17 protein-coding genes and 1 tRNA gene are annotated in these 21,252 nt (G+C 73.0%); 5 read left to right on the forward strand and 13 right to left on the reverse strand.

Annotated elements, in window-relative coordinates; translation table 11 throughout:
- Window positions 1–34: 34 nt before the first annotated feature.
- The 7 genes from rsmA to zwf all read right to left on the reverse strand — a co-directional run bounded on the left by rsmA (window position 35) and on the right by zwf (window position 9,282).
- Window positions 35–907: a 16S rRNA (adenine(1518)-N(6)/adenine(1519)-N(6))-dimethyltransferase RsmA gene (gene rsmA / locus BGP03_RS24050; RefSeq protein WP_296375783.1), complete on the reverse strand. Its 873-nt coding sequence runs from the start codon at window positions 905–907 to the stop codon at window positions 35–37.
- A gap of 16 nt (window positions 908–923) precedes the next feature.
- A complete protein-coding gene (locus tag BGP03_RS24055) occupies window positions 924–2,537 on the reverse strand; it encodes a resuscitation-promoting factor (RefSeq protein WP_298799875.1) in 1,614 nt (537 codons plus the stop codon).
- A 209-nt stretch (window positions 2,538–2,746) separates the two neighbouring features.
- Window positions 2,747–3,619: a TatD family hydrolase gene (locus tag BGP03_RS24060; protein WP_296375779.1), complete on the reverse strand. Its 873-nt coding sequence runs from the start codon at window positions 3,617–3,619 to the stop codon at window positions 2,747–2,749.
- Window positions 3,620–3,701: 82 nt separating this feature from the next.
- Complete coding sequence (metG, locus tag BGP03_RS24065) at window positions 3,702–5,492, reverse strand: methionine--tRNA ligase (RefSeq protein WP_298799874.1); 1,791 nt, start codon at window positions 5,490–5,492, stop codon at window positions 3,702–3,704.
- Between the two features lie 45 nt (window positions 5,493–5,537).
- Complete coding sequence (locus BGP03_RS24070) at window positions 5,538–6,089, reverse strand: Uma2 family endonuclease (RefSeq protein WP_298799873.1); 552 nt, start codon at window positions 6,087–6,089, stop codon at window positions 5,538–5,540.
- 17 nt (window positions 6,090–6,106) lie between these two features.
- The gene (locus BGP03_RS24075) at window positions 6,107–7,894 is read right to left on the reverse strand and encodes a glycoside hydrolase family 15 protein (protein WP_298799872.1); all 1,788 of its coding nucleotides are present in this window, start codon (window positions 7,892–7,894) and stop codon (window positions 6,107–6,109) included.
- Complete coding sequence (zwf, locus tag BGP03_RS24080; protein ID WP_296375774.1) at window positions 7,891–9,282, reverse strand: glucose-6-phosphate dehydrogenase; 1,392 nt, start codon at window positions 9,280–9,282, stop codon at window positions 7,891–7,893. The genes BGP03_RS24075 and zwf overlap by 4 nt, the downstream gene beginning before the upstream one ends.
- A 70-nt stretch (window positions 9,283–9,352) precedes the next feature.
- Here zwf and BGP03_RS24085 point away from each other — a divergent pair, with 70 nt between their 5' ends.
- Entirely contained in the window at window positions 9,353–9,829 is a 477-nt protein-coding gene (locus BGP03_RS24085; protein WP_298799871.1) for a cation:proton antiporter regulatory subunit, read from the forward strand.
- A complete protein-coding gene (locus BGP03_RS24090) occupies window positions 9,826–11,016 on the forward strand; it encodes a cation:proton antiporter (protein ID WP_298799870.1) in 1,191 nt (396 codons plus the stop codon). Before BGP03_RS24085 ends, BGP03_RS24090 begins: the two co-directional genes overlap by 4 nt.
- Before the next feature lie 24 nt (window positions 11,017–11,040).
- Here BGP03_RS24090 and BGP03_RS24095 read toward each other — a convergent pair whose 3' ends face one another.
- Window positions 11,041–11,733, reverse strand: a complete 693-nt coding sequence (locus BGP03_RS24095; protein ID WP_298799869.1) for a maleylpyruvate isomerase family mycothiol-dependent enzyme — start codon at window positions 11,731–11,733, stop codon at window positions 11,041–11,043.
- A 31-nt stretch (window positions 11,734–11,764) separates the two neighbouring features.
- Window positions 11,765–12,613 (reverse strand): 16S rRNA (cytidine(1402)-2'-O)-methyltransferase, encoded by an 849-nt coding sequence (gene rsmI, locus BGP03_RS24100; RefSeq protein ID WP_296375766.1) that lies wholly within the window; start codon window positions 12,611–12,613, stop codon window positions 11,765–11,767.
- A 24-nt stretch (window positions 12,614–12,637) separates the two neighbouring features.
- Between rsmI and BGP03_RS24105 the strand changes: the two genes are divergently transcribed.
- A complete protein-coding gene (locus BGP03_RS24105) occupies window positions 12,638–14,254 on the forward strand; it encodes a phospholipid carrier-dependent glycosyltransferase (protein ID WP_296375764.1) in 1,617 nt (538 codons plus the stop codon).
- On the opposite strand, the gene BGP03_RS24110 is transcribed toward BGP03_RS24105, so the two are convergent.
- Window positions 14,255–15,145, reverse strand: a complete 891-nt coding sequence (locus BGP03_RS24110) for an EamA family transporter (RefSeq protein ID WP_298799868.1) — start codon at window positions 15,143–15,145, stop codon at window positions 14,255–14,257.
- A 79-nt stretch (window positions 15,146–15,224) separates the two neighbouring features.
- Between BGP03_RS24110 and BGP03_RS24115 the strand changes: the two genes are divergently transcribed.
- On the forward strand, window positions 15,225–15,854 hold the full coding sequence (locus BGP03_RS24115; protein ID WP_296375760.1) for an XRE family transcriptional regulator: 630 nt from the start codon (window positions 15,225–15,227) through the stop codon (window positions 15,852–15,854).
- Window positions 15,855–16,791: 937 nt separating this feature from the next.
- Here the strand turns inward: BGP03_RS24115 and BGP03_RS24120 are convergent.
- Together BGP03_RS24120 and BGP03_RS24125 are read right to left on the reverse strand one after the other, a co-directional pair.
- The gene (locus tag BGP03_RS24120; RefSeq protein ID WP_298799867.1) at window positions 16,792–18,345 is read right to left on the reverse strand and encodes an alpha/beta fold hydrolase; all 1,554 of its coding nucleotides are present in this window, start codon (window positions 18,343–18,345) and stop codon (window positions 16,792–16,794) included.
- Window positions 18,346–18,412: 67 nt separating this feature from the next.
- Window positions 18,413–18,982, reverse strand: coding sequence for a hypothetical protein (locus BGP03_RS24125; protein WP_296375757.1), 570 nt, complete (start codon window positions 18,980–18,982; stop codon window positions 18,413–18,415).
- A gap of 86 nt (window positions 18,983–19,068) precedes the next feature.
- On the opposite strand from BGP03_RS24125, the gene BGP03_RS24130 reads away from it, so the two are divergent.
- Window positions 19,069–21,042 (forward strand): glyoxal oxidase, encoded by a 1,974-nt coding sequence (locus tag BGP03_RS24130; RefSeq protein ID WP_296375755.1) that lies wholly within the window; start codon window positions 19,069–19,071, stop codon window positions 21,040–21,042.
- A 110-nt stretch (window positions 21,043–21,152) separates the two neighbouring features.
- Here the strand turns inward: BGP03_RS24130 and BGP03_RS24135 are convergent.
- Window positions 21,153–21,225, reverse strand: a tRNA-Ala gene (locus BGP03_RS24135).
- Between the last annotated feature and the right edge of the window lie 27 nt (window positions 21,226–21,252).

A 21,252-nucleotide genomic window follows, 5' to 3' on the forward strand; every position in this document is an offset into this window, starting at 1 on the left:
TTCTCGGCTCCCTGGTCACTGGTACGAGGGAACCCTACGACCGACCACCGACAATCGCGCGCGGTCGAACGGCGGCCAGCCTCGCAAAGGCCGTGATGTCCAGGCGCTCGGCCCGTTCCAGGGGCTCGATGCCGGCCGCGCGCAGGGCCGTCTCCGCCGCGGCCGGGGACCCCGCCCAGCCCGAGAGCGCCGACCTCAATGCCTTGCGCCGCTGGGCGAACGCGGCGTCGATCAGCGTGAAGACCTCGGCCCGGTCGCCGGCCGGGGGGTCACGGCGGTCGAACGCCAGCAGCCCCGAGTCGACGCCCGGCACCGGCCAGAACACCGCCCGCGGCACCGGTCCCGCCCGCCGCGCCGAGGCGAACCACGCCAGCTTGGCGCTCGGCACGCCGTAGGCCTTGCTGCCCGGCACGGCCGCGAGCCGCTCGGCCACCTCGGCCTGCACCATCACCAGCCCGCGCCGGATCTCCGGCAGCTCGGCCAGCAGGTGCAGCACCACGGGCACGCCGACGTTGTACGGCAGGTTCGCCACGATCGCGGTGGGCACCGGCCCGCCCAGGTCCGACGCGCGCACGCGCAGGGCGTCCGCGGTGGTCACGGTGAGCCGGTCGGCCAGCGCCGGCGCCCGGTCCGCCACGGTCAGGGGCAGCCGCGCGGCCAGCACCGGGTCGATCTCCACCGCGTGCACGGCCGCCACCGCGGGCAACAGGGCCAGCGTCAGCGAGCCCAGCCCCGGACCGACCTCCAGCACCACGTCCTCGGGGCGCAGCTCCGCCGACTTCACGATGCGCCGCACCGTGTTCGGGTCGTGCACGAAGTTCTGGCCGAGCTTCTTCGTGGGCCGCAGGTCGAGCTCGGCGGCGAGCGCCCGCACCTCAGCCGGGCCCAGGAGTCGCGAGTCGGTCACCCAGTGAGACTAGAGGTCACTGAGGGAGGCCCAGCTTCCGCGAGCACGCCGGCCAGGCGCCGTAGCCCCCACCACGGTCGTCGCGCACCTTCTGCGCCACCGCGATCTGCTCCTCGCGGGTGGCCTGATGGGGCAGCGGCGCGTACTCGGTGCCGCCGTAGGCCCGCCAGGTGCCCGCGTCGAACTGCAGGCCGCCGTAGTAGCCGTTGCCGGTGTTGATGGCCCAGTTGCCGGTGGCCTCGCACTGCGCGATGCGGTCCCAGACGCTGCCGTCGTCGACGGCGGGGGCGGTGGCGATGTCGTCGTTCGTGCCGACCTTGACGACGCGCGGCGTGGGCGGGGTGGTGTCGCCGGCCCGGACCTGCTCGCGGCGGATCTCCTTGCCGTTCTGCACGTACACCCGCATGATCGCGGTGGTCTCGCCCGGCTTGCCCTTGTCGACGACCACCTCCTTGCCGCGCGCCAGCGTCGGGTCGTCGACCTTCTGCACCGGCGGCGGGACCTCGCGGGTCTCAACGACCTCACCGACACCGTTGCGGACGACCTGCACGGCCATCCCGTCGGTGAGCGGGGTGTCGCCGCTGGGGATCGAGGTGTCGTCCGGGCCGAGCACGATGCGCTTCTGCTCGAGCAGGCCCGCCACGGTGCCCGTGTCGGTGGTGACGGGCACCTTCGCGCCGGTGCCGTCGGTGAGCGAGACGGTGCGCGGGACCTTGAGGGTCAGGGCCATACCCGTCAGCGGGATCTCGGCGGTCGGGGAGGCGGACATCTGGATCGGCTGGGCGTCGATGCCCAGGCTGGTCAGCGCCTCGCTGACCGACGCCGCCGTGGTCCACATCTGACGCTGCACGCCGCCCTCGTCGAGGGTCAGCGGCCGGGCCCGGCTGAAGATCACGTGGTCGCCGTCGGCGAGCCCGGTGGGGAGGGCGGGCTCGATGCGGTCCTGGGACGCGGGGTCGATTCCGGCGGAGCTCAGGGCCCCGGCGACGTCGGAGGCGAACGTGTGGACCGTGCGGTCCTGCCCGTCGACGGTGATCGTGACGGTCTTGTCCATCGCCAGCGCGGCGGCCCCGCCGCCGGTCGCGGTGAGGATCAGGGCGAGCACGACGCCGCGCACCAGCGTGCGGGCGGGAGCGGACCTGGCGGGAGCGGTGGGCCTGCGGTCGGCGCGACGCCGACCGGAGACCGGCCGCCCGGGCTCGGCCACCGGCGCCGGGGGCGCGACGGCCGGCATCGGCCCGGTCCGGGCGACGAACGCCTCGGTGACGGGGGCGTCGATGCGCGGGATCTGGCCGGTGGGGGCGTCGTCGTGGTCCGGTCGCGAGGCGGGGGCGAAGAGATCCGCCCCGATCAGCGGCATCGGCCCGGTCAGGTCGAGGTCCGGGACGGGGACGTCGAGGATCGACCGGTCGTACGCGTGCGGCCGACCGGTGATCAGGTTGGCGGCCGCGGACGGGACGCGGCGCCGCGGCGCCTCGGTCGGCTCGACCGAGGGCGTGGCGGACGGGGCGGGGAACCCGTCGGGATTGCCGTACCAGTCCACGAAGACGTCGTCGACGCCCGAACCGGGGTGGAGATCCACGCGGGCGCGCGCGGCTTGGCGCCGCGCACGCGCAGAGACGTCGACCACAGCAATCCTGACCTCGGCGGACCGGGCAGGGGAGGAAAATACGGTCACGGTGGCCCGAAGGCAGTGGATCTCAGGGAGCGCCCCGGACCACCGTGACCGCACTGCTGGGGAGCGTTCCCCACCCCGGCTTGAGCGATCACGGAACCGTAACGGGCTGTGAGTGAAGTGTTCGCGTCGCAACGCGGAGTGAGCGCCGAGCGGCCGCTGCGCTACGCCGAACGTGCATTGGCTGCGCTGAGCGTGTCCGGCGACGGGACAGACGGCAGCTCGCCGAGGCGAAACACCCGCTCGGCGTTACGCTCGGCCTCCGCGGCAAGCCGCTCGTCGGAAACGCCGCGTAGGGCCGCGAGGCCCCGGACCGTCCACGGCAGGCAGTACGGCTCGTTGGCCCGGCCGCGGTGCGGGTGCGGGGTGAGGAACGGCGCGTCGGTCTCCACGAGGATCTGATCGGCCGGAACGAGCGCGGCCGCCTCCCGGAGCGCGTGGGAGTTCTTGAACGTCACCGGGCCCGCGAACGAGAGCACGTAACCCGCGTCCGTGCACTCGCGCGCCATGGCCGCGTCGCCGGAGAAGCAGTGGAACACCACCGTGTCCGGCGGCCCCTCCTCGCGGAGGATCCGCAGCACGTCGTCGTGGGCCTCGCGGTCGTGGATCATCAACGGCTTGCCGAGCCGCTTGGCGAGGTCGATGTGCCATCGGAACGACGCCTGCTGGGCCTCGGGCGGCGAGTAGTCCCAGTAGTAGTCCAGGCCCGTCTCCCCCACCGCGACGACGCGCGGGTCGGCGGCGAGCCGCTCGATCTCCGCGAACTCCTCGTCGGTGACGGCGGCGGTGCGCGTCGGGTGCAGGGCCACGGCGGCGGCCACCCGGGCGTCCCAGTACGCCGCCCGCACCGCCCAGCGCGCCGAGGGCAGGTCGTCGGCGACGGTGACGGCCCGCGTGACGTTGACCGCGGCGGCCCGGTCCATGGCGGCCGTGACGTCCGCGGCCGTCTCGCACCCGCACGCGTCGAGATGCGTGTGGGAGTCGACGGTGGGGGCGGGCAGCGGCTCCGGCGGCTCCGGAGCCGCGCGCCGGGTCACGTCGGCCCCTCCGGGGCTCGTGCCCGGATATCGGTGCTCTGGCACCGATATCCGCGCACGGGCGCGTCAGCGCATGGCCGGGTCACTTCGCGATCGGGGCCCAGTCCGGGCCGGTCTCGCCCAGCTCCGGGTCCAGCTTCGTGAAGATCGGGCTGGGCTTGCCCAGCGGCTTGCCGACCTCGATCGGCGTGCTCTGCCACTCCGCCTGCTCCGCGGCGTAGTCACCGGTGATCACCGGGTATGCGGGGCCGTCGCCGAGGTCGTCGACCTGGCGGATCTCCGGCTGGGCCGCCCAGACCCCGCTGCCGCCCAGCGCCTCGTGCACCTGCTGCGCGGAGTGCGGCAGGAACGGCGTGAGCAGCGTGTTGGCGTCGGAGACCACCTGCAGCGCGGTGTGCAGGATCGTGTCGCGGCGGTCGGGGTCGTCCTTGCGCTTCCACGGCTCCTGGTCGGACAGGTACCGGTTGGCCGCGGTGACGACCCGCATGGCCTCGCCGACCGCCTGCTTGAACCGGTTGCGGGCCAGCAGGCCGCCCACGGTGTCGAAGCCCGCCTTCGAGATCGCCAGGAGCTCGTGGTCGGCGTCGGCCGGCGACACCGGCTTCGGGATGGCGCCGACGTTCTTGTGCGCCATCGAGATCGAGCGGTTGACGAGGTTGCCCCACTCGTTGGCCAGCTCGAAGTTGGTGCGGCGCACGAACTCGTCCCAGGTGAAGTCGGTGTCCTGGTTCTCCGGGCCGGCGACGGAGATGAAGTAGCGCAGCGCGTCCGGGCCGAACTCCTCCAGGAAGTCGCCCACGTAGATCACCGTGCCGCGGCTCGTGGAGAACTTCGACCCGCTCATCGTCAGGTACTCCGACGAGACGACCTCGCTCGGCAGGTTCAGCGTGCCGAACGCACCCGGCGTGCCGCCCTTGTCGCCCGCGCCGTTCTGGCCCAGCAGCAGCGCCGGCCAGATCACGGAGTGGAAGACGATGTTGTCCTTGCCCATGAAGTAGTAGCCCTGGGCCTCGGGGTCGCACCACCACTGCTTCCACGCGTCGGCGTCCGGGCCGCGGCGCGCCCACTCCACCGAGGCGGACAGGTAGCCGATGACGGCGTCGAACCAGACGTAGAGGCGCTTCATCGGCTGGTTGCTCCAGCCGTCGAGCGGGATGGGCACCCCCCAGTCGAGGTCGCGGGTGATGGCGCGCGGCTTGAGGTCGGCGGCCAGGTTGGCCGAGAACTTCAGGACGTTCGGACGCCAGTCGGTGCGCGTGGACAGCCACGTCCCCAGCGACTCCGCGAACGCGGGCAGGTCCAGGAAGAAGTGCTCGGTCTCGATGAACTTCGGCGTCTCACCGTTGATCTTCGAGCGCGGGTTGAGCAGGTCGGCGGGATCGAGCTGGTTGCCGCAGTTGTCGCACTGGTCACCGCGCGCGGCCTCGTAACCGCAGATCGGGCACGTGCCCTCGACGTAGCGGTCGGGCAGCGTGCGCCCGGTGGACGGGCTGATCGCGCCCATCGCCGACTTCGCGTACACGTACCCGTTCCTGTGCAGCGCGAGGAACAGCTGCTGCACCACCTCGTAGTGGTTCGTGGTGGTGGTGCGGGTGAACAGGTCGTAGCTCAGCCCGAGACCCTGCAGGTCACGCGTGATCACACCGTTGTACTTGTCGGCGAGCTGGCGCGGGGTGAGCCCCTCGGCGTCGGCCTGCACCTGGATGGGCGTGCCGTGCTCGTCGGTGCCGCTGACCATCAGCACCTGGTCGCCGATCATCCGGCGGTACCGGGAGAAGACGTCGGAGGGCACACCGAAACCGGAGACGTGGCCGATGTGCCGCGGGCCGTTGGCATAGGGCCATGCCACGGCGGTCAGCACGCGAGAGCTCATGCACACCAGCGTATGCCCAGGCCACCAACCGGTTTCGACGCCCGGTCAGATGTCGGCGGAGCCGTCCGACCAGGTGATCCGCAGCTTGCCCTCGACGGTGGACAGGCCGATGCCAAGCACCTCGGACTCCGCGACGCCACCTGAGGTCGACACGGGCAGCAGCCGGTCCTCGATCAGGCGGAAGAGCTCGGCCCGCCGGTCACCGGGGTGCAGAACGAGCACCTCACGTACGCCGAGCGCGATGTAGAAGTCGAACTTCTCGTAGGTCTCGTCGCGCGGCGACCGCACCTCCGCGACGACCTCAGCGCCCTCGACACCCCGCTCCGAGAGCTGCTCCGCCCGTGCGTAGAGCTGGTCGGGTACGCGGTAGTCGGCATCGGAGCGGAAGAGGCCGGTCTCCGTGTGCGGCACCAGACCCCGTTGCTCGGCCAGCGGGCCGACCACCATGAGGAACCGCGTGTTCAGTCCTTGGTGCGGGCCGCCCACCGGAGGAACCATGTGCACGACCCCGCTCCACATCTCGTCGCGCCCGTCGATGCCCAGCTGTCGACGCTCGTCGAGCACCGACCGGGGGACCTCGAGCATCGCGCCACGCATGGGCCGAGGATGCCGGCTCACCTGAGCGCACGGTCGAGGTTGATCGCGGCGCTGACCAGGCTCAGGTGGGTGAAGGCCTGGGGGAAGTTGCCCAGCTGGTCGCCGGTCAGCCCGATCTCCTCCGCGTAGAGGCCGAGGTGGTTGGCGTAGGTGAACATCTTCTCCAGCGCGACGCGCGCGTCGTCCAGCCGTCCGGCCCGCGTCAGCGCCTCGACGTACCAGAACGAGCACATCGAGAAGGTGCCCTCGTCCCCGTCGAGGCCGTCGGCGGCGTCGTACCGGAACACGAGCGTGTCCACCACCAGCTCGTTCCGGATCGCGTCCAGTGTGGACAGGAACCGCGGCTCGGTCGGCGCCACGAACTTCACCATCGGCATCAGCAGCAGTGACGCGTCGAGGGTGGTGGAGCCGTAGCGCTGCACGAACGCGCCGCGCTCGGCGTCCCAGCCCTTGTCCATGATCTGCCGGTAGATCTCGTCGCGGGTGGTGGTCCAGCCCGTCAGGTCGCCGGGCAGGCCCCGCCGGCGCGCCATCCGGATCATGCGCTCCAGCGCCACCCAGCACATCAGCCGCGAGTAGACGTGGTCGCCGCGACCGCCGCGGGTCTCCCAGATGCCCTCGTCGGGCTGGTCCCAGTGCTCGCGCAGCCAGTCGATCACCACGCACAGGTTCTCCCAGTCGCCGTGGGAGATGCCGCTGCCGTACTTGTCGAACAGGTAGACCGAGTCGATGATCTCGCCGTAGACGTCGAGCTGCAGCTGGTCGCCCGCCCCGTTGCCGACGAGCACGGGCGCCGAGTCGCGGTAGCCCGCGAGGTGCGCGAGCGGCCCCTCGTCGGGCGGCGGCTCGCCGTCGATCGTGTACATGACGCGCAACGGGCCGCTCTCGCCGTCCCGCGGAGCGGCGAAACGATCGGTCAGCCAGCCGACGAACGCCTCCGCCTCGGCCGTGAAGCCCAGGCGCAGCAACGCGTACAGCGAGAACGCGGCGTCGCGCAGCCAGACGTAGCGGTAGTCCCAGTTGCGCTCGCCGCCCAGCTGCTCGGGCAGGCCCATCGTCGGGGCCGCCACGACGGCACCGGACGGCTCGTGCGTCAGCAGCTTCAACGTGATCGCCGAGCGGTGGACGACCTCGCGCCAGCGCCCGGTGTAGCTCGACGTGGCGAGCCACCCGCGCCAGAACACGACGGTGGCGTCGAACAGCGCGTCGACCTCGGTGGGGCGCAGGTCGACCGGCGGCTCGGCTCCGGCGTCCGCGACGTCGAGCACGAAGATCTCGCTCGCACCCTCGTCCAGTACGAAGCCGGCCGTGACGTCGCCGGACACGTCGATGCCGACGGTGGCCCCGAGCCCGAGCGCCAGGTCGTCACCGGAGAACCAGACGCCGCCGGGTACGGCCTTCGCGATGGCGTCGGACCGCGCGTAGTCGGGCCGCGGGGCGATCTCGGTGCGCATCCCGACGGTGCCCCGCACCCCGACGACCCGGCGGACCAGCCGCTGGTGGTGGTCGGGATCGTCGCGGCGCAGCACCGGCATGAAGTCCTGGACCTCGACGATGCCGTGCTCGGTGAGGAACCGCGTGACGAGCACGGCCGAGTCGGGGAAGTAGAACTGGCTGCGCGCCGCCACCTCGCACGTGGGCGCCATCGTCCAGTGCCCGCCGCCCCCGTCGAGCAGGGCGGCGAACACGCTGGGCGCGTCGAAGCGGCGAGGGCAGAACCAGTCGATCGTGCCGTCGGTGCCGACGAGCGCGGCCGACCGGAGATCCCCGATCAGGCCGTGCTCGGCGATGGGCAGGTCGCTCACTTCCCGGGGAGCCTCCACCCGCGCCCACCCGGCAGCTCCAGCGCCGCCTGGGGGCCCCACGAACCCTGCTCGTACGGCAGCGCCTCGGGCGGGTCGGCGAGCACCGGGTCGCACAGCTCCCAGAGCTGCTCCACCTCGACGGTGCTGGTGAACAGCAGGTGGTTGCCCTCCATCGCGTCGAGCAGCAGCTTCTCGTAGGCCTCCAGCGGCTCGGCGTCGAACGCCTCCTCGAACTTGAGGTCCAGCCGCGCGTGCTTGAGGTGGAAGCCCGGCCCAGGGACCTTCGCCCGCACCTCGAGGGAGATCTCGGGCTCGTCGGTCAGCTCCAGCACGAGCTCGTTGGGGCTGCCGTCGGGGTCGCCGGGGAACATCCGCAGCGGCGGCTCCCGGAACCCGAGCGTGATCGTGCGCCGCCCCTCGGCCAGCGCCTTCCCGGTGCGCAGGAAGAACGGGACGCCGTGCCAGCGCCAGTTGTCGATGTAGGCCTCCAGCGCCACGAACGTCTCGCGGGTGGAGTCGTCGGCGACGCCCTCCTCGTCGCGGTAGCCGTCGTACTGCCCGAACACGACCTTCGACGGGTCCAGCTCGCGCACGGCGCGGAAGACCTTGGCCTTCTCCTGGTGCAGCGAGTCGGGATCGAGCCGGACCGGCGGCTCCAGCGCGACGAACCCGAGCAGCTGGAACAGGTGCGTGGAGATCATGTCCCGGAACGTGCCGGTGGACTCCATGAACGAGGCGCGTCCCTCGATGCCGATCTCCTCCGGCACGTCGATCTGGACGTAGGCGATGTGGCGGGAGTTCCAGACCGGCTCCATGAGCCCGTTGGCGAAGCGCAGCGCCAGGATGTTCTGCACCGCCTCCTTGCCGAGGAAGTGGTCGATGCGGAACACCGCGGACTCGTCGAAGACGTCGAGCACGGTGGCGTTGAGCTCCTTCGCCGACGCGAGGTCGTGGCCGAACGGCTTCTCCAGCACCAGGTGCGCGCGCTCGTGCAGCCCGGTGGACTCCAGCATCGCGATCATCGGCTGCATGGCCGACGGGGGTACCGAGAGGTAGAGCAGCCGGCGGACGCCGTCGTCACCCCCATCGCCATCACGCAGGTCCTTCTCGGCCTCCGCGACGGCCGTGGCGAGGTCGTCACCGTCCTCGGCGGACGACACGACGAACCGGATGGTCGCGGCGAACTCGTCCCACTCCGCTCCGCCGTCCTCCGGGGCCACCTTCGCGCGGAACTCCTCGTCGGTTCCCGGCGAGTGCCGCCCCGTGCCGATGATCCGGACGTCGGGCAGCAGCCCCGCGCGGTGGAGATGGAACAGCCCGGGGAACAACTTGCGCTTCGCCAGGTCGCCCGAGGCGCCGAAGAGGACGAGGACGTGGGGTGCCGTCATGTGATCACGTTCCCCGTGGGGCCACCCCGTTAACCGCCGACCCCGTCACACGGGCGGTTACGGTGGTGTGGTGAATGTCGAGGTGACCCCTTTGCCCGGAATCGGAGTCCGCAAGGACTTCGCGCTCCGGGGTGGACGACGTATCGGTGTCGTCACCCATCGGGACGGGAAGATCGAGCTGATCATCTCCAAGTCCGACGACCCGGACGCCTGTCTGGCCGAGCTACCCCTGTCGGCCGACGAGGCCGGCGCGCTGGCCAACCTGCTGGGCGCCCCGCAGCTCGTCGCGCAGCTCACCGAGGAGCACCGTGACCTCCCCGGCATCCACACGCGGCAGATCCCCGTCGGCCCGCCGTTCGACGGCCGCACCCTGGGCGACACCGCGCTGCGCACCCGCACCGGCGTCTCCGTCGTCGCCGTGATGCGCGCGGGTCAGGTGCACCCCAGCCCCACGCCCGACTTCACCCTGACCGCAGGTGATCTCATGGTCACCGTCGGCACGTCGGAAGGGCTCGACAACGCGGTCAGGATCCTCAAGCGCGGATGACCGACACGTCGCTGGAGCTCATCGAGTTGGGAGCCGTCTTCTTCGGCCTCGGTCTGCTCGGACGCTTCGCCGGACGCATCGGGCTCTCGCCCATCCCGCTCTACCTGATCGGGGGGCTCGTCTTCGGGGAGGGCGGGCTGCTGCCGCTGGGCGGCATCGAGAAGTTCACGTCGCTGGCCGGCGAGATCGGCGTGGTGCTGCTGCTCCTGCTGCTGGGGCTGGAGTACTCCGCGGCGGAGCTGGTCACGGGGCTGAGACGGTCGTGGGTGGCCGGGCTGCTCGACATCGTGCTCAACACGGCACCCGGAGCAGCCGTCGCCCTGATCCTCGGGTGGGGGCCCATCGGGGCGTTCGTGATGGCCGGGGTCACCTACATCTCGTCGTCGGGGATCATCGCGAAGGTCCTCGGCGACCTCGGCCGCCTGGGCAACCGCGAGACGCCCGTGGTGTTGTCGATCCTCGTGTTCGAGGACCTCGTCATGGCGCTGTACCTGCCGATCCTCACCGCGGTGCTGGTGGGCGTCTCGCTCGTCGGCGGGCTGACGGCCGTGGGGATCGCGGCGGGCGTGCTCGCCGTCGTGCTGGTGGTGGCGCTGCGCTACGGCCGGTTCGTCTCGGCGATCGTCGACTCCCCCGACCGCGAGGTGTTCCTGCTCAAGGTGCTCGGCGCGGCGCTGCTCGTGGCCGGCTTCGCGTCGGCGATGCAGGTGTCGGCGGCCGTCGGGGCGTTCCTGCTGGGCATCGCGATCAGCGGCTCCACCGCCGAGAACGCCACGAAGATGCTCGAGCCCCTGCGGGACCTGTTCGCCGCGGTGTTCTTCGTGGTGTTCGGCCTCAACACCGACCCCGCCTCGATTCCGCCGGTGCTGGGCTGGGCCGTGGTGCTGGCGGTGTCGACGACCCTCACGAAGCTCGCGACGGGCTGGTGGGCGGCCCGGCGGCAGGGCATCGGCCCGCTCGGCCGGGCGAGAGCCGGGGCCGCGCTGGTGGCCCGCGGCGAGTTCTCGATCGTCATCGCCGGCCTGGCCGTCTCCTACGCCGCGGTGGACGGTGAGCTCGCTGCGCTGGCCACCACGTACGTGCTGCTGATGGCGGTGCTGGGCCCGGTCGCGGCGCGGGTGGTGGAGCCGTTGGCACGCAAGCTCCGCGCCGACCGCCCGCTGACCAACCCGACCACCGCCCACTAGGCCGTGCCCGGTCGTGCGCGGAAATCAGTGCTCCAGCCCTGATTTCCGCGCACGGGAGGCGTCCGCGCCGGCGATCCGCTCGGCGGCCTCCGTCGCTCCCGGGCCCGACACCCCCTCCAGGCCCGCCGTCCGGCCCGTTGCCAGCAGGAGCAGGTCGCCCACCGGGGCGCGCACCTCCAGGGGACCGTCACCGGTGGACCAGTCGGCGTCGGTGGCCACGAAGCGCAGGCCCGCGAAGCGCTCCGGCGCCCCGTAGAACGAGCTGGTCCAGGCGTGCCCGAGCGCCGGGATCGCCCGCTCGGCGAGCACGGGGCGCTCCCGGCCCAGCGGGCGGGCGATGTCCTGGCCGTGCACCAGGATGTCCAGCAGCGGGTCGAACGGGCTGCTGATCACCATGCGGTGCGTCGAGCCGGCCGTGGCGCGGAGCTGGGCGGTCACCTCCGCGGGGTCGTACGCGGCCGAGCGGGCGCGGGCCCAGGCGGCGAAGACCGCGTCGATGTCACCGCGGGCGCGCAGCACGCGGGCGAGCGTCACGAGGGAGCTCTGGCGCGTCGAGAGGGTCAGGTGCGCGGCCACGTCGTGGACGGTCCAGCCGGGGCAGAGCGACGGCTCGGCCCACTCGTGGTCGTCGAGGGACTCGAGGAAGTCGGCGAGGTCGAGGCGCTCGGCCTCCACGAGGGGCAGGATCTCGGTGCGGTAGATGCGTTGCGGCTTCACACAGGCAGTGACCGACCGACGTGCCCCGGAATCATCGCGCCGCGAGCGACGCCGCGTAGAGATCGCGCTTCGGCACCCCCGCCGCGGTGGCCACCGCGCTCACGGCGTCCTTGAGCCGTTCCCCGTCGGCCACCCGCTCGTGCACCGCCCCCACCAGCGACTCGACGGTGGGCGCCCCGCTCGGCGCCGCCCCGGCCAGCACGACGGTGATCTCCCCGCGCACCTGGTTGCCGGCGGCCCACGCGGCGAGCTCGTGCAGCGGACCGCGCAGCACCTCCTCGTAGGTCTTCGTCAGCTCCCGGCACACGGCGGCGGGGCGGTCGGCCCCCAGCACCTCGACGGCCGCGGCGAGCGTCTCGGCCAGGCGGTGCGGTGACTCGAAGAACACGACCGCCCGCGACTCCGCCACCAGCGTCTCCAGCCAGCGCCGCCGGTCCCCACCACGCCGCGGCGCGAAGCCGTCGAAGCAGAAGCGCTCGCAGGGCAGGCCGGAGAGCACCAGCGCCGTCGTCACCGCGGACGGGCCGGGCAGGCACGTCACCGGCAGGCCCTCGGCCGCGGCGGCGGCCACGATCCGGTAGCCGGGATCGGACACGGCGGGCATCCCCGCGTCGCTGACGACGAGCACGGTGCGGCCGCCCCGCACGTCGTCGAGCAGGCCCGGCAACCGCGCGGCCTCGACGGCGTCGTAGTGGCTGATGACCTTGCCGGTGATGTGGACGCCGAGCGCGGAGGCGAGCGCACGCACCCTGCGGGTGTCCTCCGCGGCGACCACGTCGGCGGTCCCGAGCGCCTCCACCAGCCGCGCCGAGGCGTCACCGGCCTGACCCAAGGGGGTGGCCGCGAGCACGAGACGACCGGGAGCTGATTCGGAGGACACAGCAGGCAGCCTACGATCGGGCGCGTGGCCACCCACACCGTCGGCTCCCCGCGGCACGCCAGCCGTCCCGCGAGCGACGACGACTCGGCGGACGGCAACACCCCCGTCGGCGACTCCCCGCCGTTCACGCGCGCGCCCGCCGACCCGCGTGACGTCCTCGGCGCCCCGCCGCCCACCGACCGGCTGCGCGGTTGGATCGTCACCGCGGTGATCACGCTGGTGGCCGCCGTCGTGCGGTTCGCCGGACTCGGTCACCCCACCGACGGCGGCACCCCCGTCTTCGACGAGAAGCACTACGTGCCGCAGGCCTGGCAGATGCTGCGCAACGGCGGCGTGGAGGACAACCCGGGCTTCGAGCTGGTGGTGCATCCCCCGCTGGGCAAGCAGCTCATCGCCATCGGCGAGCTCGTCTTCGGCTACAACGGCGTGGGCTGGCGGGTGTCGGCGGCGCTGGCCGGGGTGCTGTGCGTGTTCCTGCTGGTCCGCGTGGCGCGGCGGCTCACCCGCTCCACGCTGCTCGGCGGCGTCGCCGGCGTCCTGCTGATCTGCGACGGCCTCTCCCACGTCCAGTCGCGGATGGGGATGCTCGACATCTTCTCCGCGCTGTTCGTGCTCGCCGCGTTCTGCACCATGGTCTGCGACCGCGACGACGTGCGCGCGCGGATGGCCGTGGTCGTCGCCCAGCGGCGGGTCCACGACTCCCCGTTCGGCCCGCGGATGGGTGTGCGGTGGTGGCGGCTCGCCACGGGCGTGCTGCTCGGGATGGGCTGCGCCGTCAAGTGGTCGGGCATCTACTGGGTGCTCGCGTTCGCCGTGCTCACCGTGCTGTGGGACCTCACCACCCGCCGCAACGCCGGCGTCCGGCGTCCGTGGTGGGGCACGATCCGCCGCGACGTCCTGCCCGGCGTCTGGGCTCTCGCGCTGTTGCCGGTGCTGGTCTACCTCGCGTCGTGGTGGGCCTGGTGGGGCAGCGAGACCGCCGTCGACCGCTACGCCGTCGGCGAGAAGGTGCAGCCGGGCGGTCTCCTGTCGTTCCTGCCCGAGGCGTTCCAGGGCTTCGTCTACTTCCAGGGCAAGGTGCTGGAGTTCCACCAGGGCCTCACCACGGCCTCGGCGGGCGTCCACCCGTGGGAGTCCAAGCCGTGGACGTGGCCGATGGGGCTGCGCCCGATGCTCTACTACTACGCGTCGGGCCAGGACGTCACGGGTTGCGGCAGCACCGACTGCGTCAGCGCCGTGATGCTCGTCGGCACCCCGGCGCTGTGGTGGCCGGCCATCCCGGTGCTGCTGTTCGGGTTGTGGCGCCTCGTCACACGCTTCGACTGGCGCTGGGCCGCGGTGCTCGTCGCGTACGGCGCGGGCATCGTCCCCTGGTTCCTCGACATCAGCCGCCAGATGTTCTTCTTCTACATGACGCCGCTGGTGCCGTTCCTGGTCATCGGCACGGTGCTCGTGATGGGCGAGATCCTCGGCCGCGCCGGCGCGTCGAAGGAGCGCCGGCAGACCGGCCTTCTCGTGGTCGGGCTGTGGGTGGGGCTCATCGTGGCCAACTTCATCTGGCTCTTCCCGATCCTCGACGGCCTGCCGATCACCGCAGCCCAGTGGGACGCGGAGCTCTGGCTGCCCAGCTGGCGCGCCTGATCAGGAACCCACGGCCAGCAGCACGCTCGCGCCCAGCGCCAGCCCCGCGCTGCCGATCTGCATCCCCGTCAGCCGCTCCTTGAGCACGAACCGGGCCAGCAGGACCACGACGACCGGGTAGAGCGAGACGATCACCGCGCTCACCCCGAGGTCCCCGGTGCGCGTGGCGAGCAGGAACAGCACGTTGGCCCCGGTGTCGAACACCCCGGACACCCCCACCAACCCGCGAGTCGGCGGTTTCAGGAGGCCGAGTCGACCGATCCGGGAGCCCCCGGAACCGCGGACCCGGTCAGCCGGAACCGCCGACTCGCGGGGGGTCAGCAGGAGCGCCAGCACCGTCAGGACGGGAGCCGTGGTCAGGCGGCCGGCCACCAGCGGCCACAGGCCGGAGTCGGGCGGCGTGGCGTCCAGGGCGACGAAGAACAGGCCGAAACCGATCCCTGCGCCCAGGCCCAGCAGCGGGCCGAGGCGCGCGCCCGTGCCGGGGGCCGTACCCGCGGTGGCCAGCAGGATCGCGACGAGGGCGACGGCGATTGCGACCAGCGTCAGCACGCCGGGCCGCTCACCCCACACGATGCCGATCACCAGCGGCAGCCCGGCGCCGACCACGGCCGACAGCGGCGCCACCACCCCCATCGGCCCGACGGCCAGCCCGCGCAGGTAGAGCAGCAGCCCCGTGGCGCCCGCGAGCCCGCCCGCGGCGCCCACCCCGAACGCCGCCCCCGATGGCGCACCGACCACCAGGAACACGAACGGCAGCAGGGCGATCAGCCCGACGCCCTGCACCCCCGCCGTGACGGCCAACACCGGTGCGCGGCGGGAGGCGAGCCCGCCGGTGAAGTCCGCGACGCCGTAGACGAGGGCGGCGGGCAGGGCGATGGGCACGGACATCGTCGTCTCAGTTCACTAGAACGTACTTGATGGACCATCAAAGTAGCTCTTTCCCGACCCCCTGTGCACACTGATTCCCATGCAGTCCCCCGATGCCGTCGCCGCCGCGGTCGGGCGCAACGTCCGCGCCCTGCGTCAGCAGCGCCGTATGACCATCGACGCCCTCGCCGCCGCGGCCGGGGTCAGCCGCGGCACGGTGATCCAGATCGAGACCGCCCGCGGCAACCCCAGCATCGGCACGCTCGTCGGGCTGGCCGCGGCGCTGCGGGTCGGCGTCGCGTCCCTCGTCGACGGCGACGCCGAGCCGCGCGTGGTGATCCGCCGCGACGCCGAGGCCGCCCGGCTGTGGAGCAGCGCCGCGGGCAGCAGCGCGGTGTTCCGCATCGGCACCGACCCGCCCGACGTCGTCGAGCTGTGGGACTGGACGCTGCGCCCCGGCGACACGTTCGACGGCGAGGCGCACCCGATGGGCACACAGGAGGTGCTGTCGGTGCGGTCGGGCCGTCTCGGTCTGCGGGTCGGCGCCACCGAGCAGACCCTGGGCCCCGGCGACACCGTGCTCTTCCAGGCCCACGCCCCCCACCGCTACAGCTGCGCGGGGGACGTGGACGTCACGTTCGTGATGGTGGTGCTGCAGCCCGGCGACGCGGGCCTCGTACCGCCGACCAGCATCGCCGAGGCGCAGCCGGAGGCCGACGGTCCGCGGTGAGCTTCCCCGGTCCGGCGGGAGCCGATCGGGAGATGCGTAGCAGGGAACTCGGGCCCGCGCCGAGGGAGACAACCGGGTCCGGCCCGGCTGTCGCGTCCGACGTCACCGCGAGGCGCCACGATCTCGTCGAACGGCGGTGAGCACAGGCGGGAGCTCCAGCTCGTCCGGATCAAGCCCGAGGTCGACGACGCCGCCTCCCGCCCCTGCAGGCCGACCGAACCGGATCACCACCGCCCCGGTCCGGCGTTCACACGTGCACACACATTCGCTGCAACGCTGTCGTGGCCCGGATCATCGCCGAGGGCCGTGGGAAAGTCCTGCCGCGGGCCCCGCACCAGACCCACGGCCGGCTCCGGGCCGCGGTCGCCCGGGCGGTGAAGTGGGCTCCCGCCGCCGCGGCCGAGCGGCGGAGGGAGTGCAAGACCCGCGGCCGGTCGGTGGTGCTCGATCCCGAGCGCCACGGATGGCCACCCTGTCGGCGAACCTGCCGGCGGCGGAGGCGGTCGGGGTGTTCGCCGTACCGGACCACACGCCCGTGCTTGTGGCAGCAGCGACGAGCGCTCGATGGACGCCCGTCGCGCGGATGCGCTGACCGATCCGTGCTGGGCCGAGCGGGTTTCTGCCGCAGCGGCGCCGTGAGCGCAGCCGAGTCGGCTACCCGGGATCGCGCCCCGGTGCGGCACCCGCACAGCGACCACCAACGTTTCCGTCCAGATCCGGGTCATCGGGCCGCTCGATTCCCTGCGGGGTGGGAGTGAGGAGCCGGCCGGGTTGGCCGGGTTCGCCCGATCACCGCCGCCCGGGCCCGCGAGCTCGCCGCCGATCCGTCGAGCACCTGGCGACGACTGGTCACCGCGTCACCACCGACGACGAACCGGCCCCGTTCTGAGCGCTCGACACCCCGCATGACCCGATGCCGCGATCGCGGGGCGCGAGGTCAGCCCGCCTGCGGCAGAGGCTGCGTAGTCGGCGGAGCCTGCTCGCAGCTCGCCCCGTCGGCCGGTACCACGCCGCCGAGGAAGAACCCGTTCACCGCGGCGGTGATGCACGGGTTGCCGATACCCACCGAGCCGTGCCCGATGCCCTCACGGGTGAGCAGCACGCCGGAGTTCAACCGGTCGGCCATCGACACCGCCCACGGGTAGGGCGTCTGCGAGTCGGTCCGGCTGCCGATCACGAGGATCGGCGGCGCTCCGGCGCCGTCCAGCGGGTCGAGGAAGCGGTCGGGGTTCGTGGCCGGCCAGTCCCGGCACGGCAGGAAGATGTAGCCGGACTGCTTCCCGAACCGCGGCGCGACCTTGGCGATCTCCTCGGCGTTGCGTTCGTAGGCGCCGATGGAGGTGGGGAAGACCCGGTCGAGGCAGTTCACGGCCACGTTCGACTCGGTGAGCCCGTTGAGGCTGCCGTCGGGATCGCGCAGCAGGAGCTGGCCGAGTGCCGTGACCAGGGCGCCGTCCCCCTTCTCCGCCGAGACGAGCGCGGTGGTGAGAACCGGCCACAGCTGTGGCGCGAACGCCGCGGAGCGCGCCGCGTCGAGCAGGGCCGCGCCGTCCACGCGTCCGGCGGGCAGGTTGCCGGTGGGCGGGGTCTGCAGCGGCTCGGCCTCCAGGCGGCGCACCAGCGCGTCGAACGCCTCGGCCGGCTTCCCGTCGCCGAACGGGCACACCGCACCCTCGGCGGCGCAGGTCGCGAAGTAGGCGTCGACCACCTCCTCCGCGCTGACGGTCTGCTGCTCCGTGGCGCCGAGCGGGTCCTGCTGCCAGGTGACGGGGTCGACCGGCGCGTCGAGCACCATGTGCTGCACGCGCTCGGGGAACAGCGTGGCGTAGGTGGCGCCGAGCAGGGTGCCGTAGGACTGGCCGAGGTAGCTGATCTTCTCCTCGCCGAGCGCGCCCCGGACCTGGTCCATGTCGCGGGCGACGTTGTCGGTGGAGAGCTGGGGCAGCAGCGCGGGATCCACGTTCTTCGCGCAGCCCGCACCGAGCTCCCGGGCGTCGCGGTCGAGAGCGGCGAGTGGCAGCTGCCCCGGCAGCGTCACGTCGCGGTCGACGCGCAGGAGCTCCTCGCGCCGCGCCTCGGGCAGGCACTCCACCTGCTCGCTGCCACCGACGCCACGGGGGTCCATGCCGATGATGTCGTAGCGTGCGGCGAGGTCGGGGCCGAACGGGTCGCCGGGCCTGCCGATCGCGCGGATGGCCGTGGAGGCGGGGGCGCCGGGGCCGCCCGGGTTGTAGAGCAGCGCGCCGAGTCGCCCGGCGGGATCGGTGGCCCGGTGCCGGACGAGCGCGACGCCGATCGTCTCGCCCTCGGGCTCCGCGTAGTCGACGGGCACCGAGACGGTGGCGCAGTCGGTGGCCTCCCCGCACGCCGTCCAGACGGCCGGGGCGGCCTCGGGCGGGTGCGGCAGCGGTGGACCCGGTGCGGCGCACGAGGTGCCCGCGATGGCGACCGACGCGGCCAGAACGGCGATGCGGACGGCTGGTGATCTCATACGTCGATCATCACGAACCGGACGGAACGGCCCCAGTCCCCCGCGTCACGCGTCCACCTGACAGGTGTCAGCAGCTGCGGCCCGTCAGCGGCCGGAACACCGGGTCCACGGCCAGCGTCACGTCCTCGACCGTCGAGCGGTACCGGCAGCCGCCGAGCGTCTCGACCGACACCGTGTGCGCGTCGACGAACCGCGTCAGCGACGGCGGCGGCGAGCCCTCCGCGCCCTGGTAGACCAGCGTCTCCTGCTCGAACGGCCCGCCGCCCGCGCGCAGCACCACGGCGTACACCGGCTCGACGGTGGACCCCGTGCCCTGCAGGACCACGAGGCTGCGACCCCCGTCGGCCACGCGCAGCACCTCCGTGTTGGTGCCGGTCAACCGGCTCGCCCCGTACACGAACGCACCCCAGCCGAGCAGCGCCACGACCCCGACCAGCACCACCATCGCGCGCAGCAGCCCGCGGCGCGCGACCACGGCCAGCAGCGCCGTGAGCAGCACCAGCAGCAACCCCACCAGCCCGGCCGTGAACCACCGCGCGTGGCGCAGGTGGAACGGGTCCAGCAGCGCGAGCCCGGCGAGCACCGCCACCACCACGACGAGTCCGATCAGGGCGATGGCGGCGCGCAGTCGTGTCACGCCGCGCATCCTGGCAGGTGCGGGTATCAGGCGCGGCACCTGCCGGTTCTCCTCCCGGGGGGACCCACCGCACCGAGGAGGACGTCATGGCCGATCCCGCACAGGTGGGCCGGTGGGACGCGGTCCTCCCACTGCCGAACGTCGCCATCCACGCCCACCTGCTGCCCGACGGGACCGTCCTGTTCTGGGGCCGCCGCGACGACCCGGACGGCTCGATGAACGACCACGTCGGCACGCCGCACGTCTGGGACCCGGCCACCGGCGCCACCACTCCCACCGCGCGACCCGCGCTCGTTGACGGCACCACCGTCAACCTCTTCTGCTCGGGCCACGTCTTCCTGCCCGACGGCCGGCTGCTCGTCGCGGGCGGGCACCTGGCGGACGGCGACGGCGTCAACCAGGCGTGCACCTACGACCACGTGACGGGCGCGTGGACCCCGCTGCCGCTGATGAACGGCGGCCGCTGGTACCCGACGGTCACCACGCTGGCCGACGGCCGGGTCCTGGTGGCCTCCGGCAGCGCCGTCGACGGCAACGGCAACAGCGTGGTCAGCACCGTCTCCGAGATCGGGGACGGCGGGCCGTGGCAGCCCACCGTCGACTTCATCGGCCTGCCGCTGTACCCGCGGATGCACGTCGCACCGGACGGACGCGTGTTCATGGCGGGCTCGAACCCCACCACCTACCTGCTGGACACGGGGGCGAACTCGTGGACGCCGGTGGGGCCGCGCATCAACGGCGACCGCCAGTACGCGCCGTCGGTGCACTACGCCCCGGGGAAGGTGGCCTACATCGGGGGCGGCAACGACGCCGGCACGGACCTCCCCACCGCGGCCACGGAGGTCATCGACCTCACCGCCACGCCCCCGACCTGGCGGGCCGCCGCGCCCATGGCCTTCCGGCGCCGCCAGCACAACGCGACGCTGCTGCCCGACGGCACCGTGCTCGTGACGGGCGGGACGGGCGGTCCGGGCTTCAACGACGTGTCGCCGGGCCGACCGGTGCACACCGCCGAGCTGTGGGACCCGGCCGCCGACACCTGGACGGAGCTGGCCGCCGAGGACGTCGACCGCTGCTACCACGCCACCGCGCTGCTCCTTCCCGACGCGACGGTGCTGAGTGCGGGAGGCGGCGAGTTCATGGTCGGGGCGTCCCCGAACGCGCCCGCCGACACCCACCGCGACGCGCAGGTCTTCCACCCGCCCTACCTGTTCCGCGGGCCCCGCCCGGAGATCCTCGACGCGCCGGCCGAGATCACGCCCGGCGAGCCGTTCGCCGTCGAGGCGCCGGGGGCCACCACCGTCAGCCTCGTGCGGCTGGGCTCGGTGACGCACGCGTTCGACCAGAACCAGCGCTTCGTCGCCCTCCCCGGCACCACCGCGCTGACGGCCCCCGTCGGACTCCCGCCCGGGCACTACATGCTCTTCGCCCTGAGCGAGGCCGGGGTGCCGTCGGTGGCCCGGATCCTGCGGCTGCTCCCCGCGCCCGCACCGCGGTTCGCGGCCCGCGCGGTGGCCGCGGCGCCCGTACGGCCCGGAGCGGACCGGACCGGGACGCGCGTGACGGTCGGCCTGACCGCACAGTGCCCGTACGGCCTCGGCCCGTGCTGGGGCGGCGCCTACGAGGCGCTGAGCGGACTCGACGACGTGGCGGCGGTCGATCCCGTCGCCGACACCGCCGACTCCACCGCCGTCGTCCACCTGCGCGGGACCGGACTGCCCGACCTGCGGCGCTGGCCGGCGCAGATCGCTCGCTCGGCGGGCGGCGGCTACGCGTTCCGCGGCATCGAGCTGACGGTGACCGGTTCCGTGGAGAAGCGCGAGGGCCGCCTCTTCCTGATGGGACCCGCCCCCCTGCGCCTGCGTGCCCTCCGGCCGGGGACGGAGCTGGCGTGGGACCTGGCGACCCGCGGCCCCCGCCCGGCCACCGCGGCCGAGCGCAACGCCTACCGCGACCTGCGCCGACGCGCGGCCCGGGGCCCGCTGACCGCGACGATCACGGGCCCGGCGCGCAGGACACGGACCGGCTGGTCCCTGCTCGTGCGGGTGGTGGGGCCCTGAGGTGGTCGGCGGCGGCGCTCGCCGGCGTCGACCACGACCGCCTCCCCGACACGGGAACGGCCTGCCGATGAGAATCATCGACAGGCCGTGGGGCCAACCAGGAACCGGTGTGGAGCTGAGGGGAATCGAACCCCTGACCTTCTCGATGCGAACGAGACGCGCTACCAATTGCGCCACAGCCCCGGTGCCCGCCGTTCCCGGCGGGCGTGG

The organism is Pseudonocardia sp. 73-21, assembly GCF_001899645.1.
Classification (GTDB): Bacteria; Actinomycetota; Actinomycetes; order Mycobacteriales; family Pseudonocardiaceae; genus Pseudonocardia.

Coding starts and splice junctions, on each gene's coding strand:
- BGP03_RS24070 (WP_298799873.1), bottom strand. CDS start 6,089: ATGCGTGGCGCGATGCTCGAGGTCCCCCGGTCGGTGCTCGACGAGCGT.
- BGP03_RS24090 (WP_298799870.1), top strand. CDS start 9,826: ATGACCGACACGTCGCTGGAGCTCATCGAGTTGGGAGCCGTCTTCTTC.
- BGP03_RS24115 (WP_296375760.1), top strand. CDS start 15,225: ATGCAGTCCCCCGATGCCGTCGCCGCCGCGGTCGGGCGCAACGTCCGC.
- BGP03_RS24130 (WP_296375755.1), top strand. CDS start 19,069: ATGGCCGATCCCGCACAGGTGGGCCGGTGGGACGCGGTCCTCCCACTG.
- BGP03_RS24110 (WP_298799868.1), bottom strand. CDS start 15,145: ATGTCCGTGCCCATCGCCCTGCCCGCCGCCCTCGTCTACGGCGTCGCG.
- zwf (WP_296375774.1), bottom strand. CDS start 9,282: ATGACGGCACCCCACGTCCTCGTCCTCTTCGGCGCCTCGGGCGACCTG.
- metG (WP_298799874.1), bottom strand. CDS start 5,492: ATGAGCTCTCGCGTGCTGACCGCCGTGGCATGGCCCTATGCCAACGGC.
- BGP03_RS24120 (WP_298799867.1), bottom strand. CDS start 18,345: ATGAGATCACCAGCCGTCCGCATCGCCGTTCTGGCCGCGTCGGTCGCC.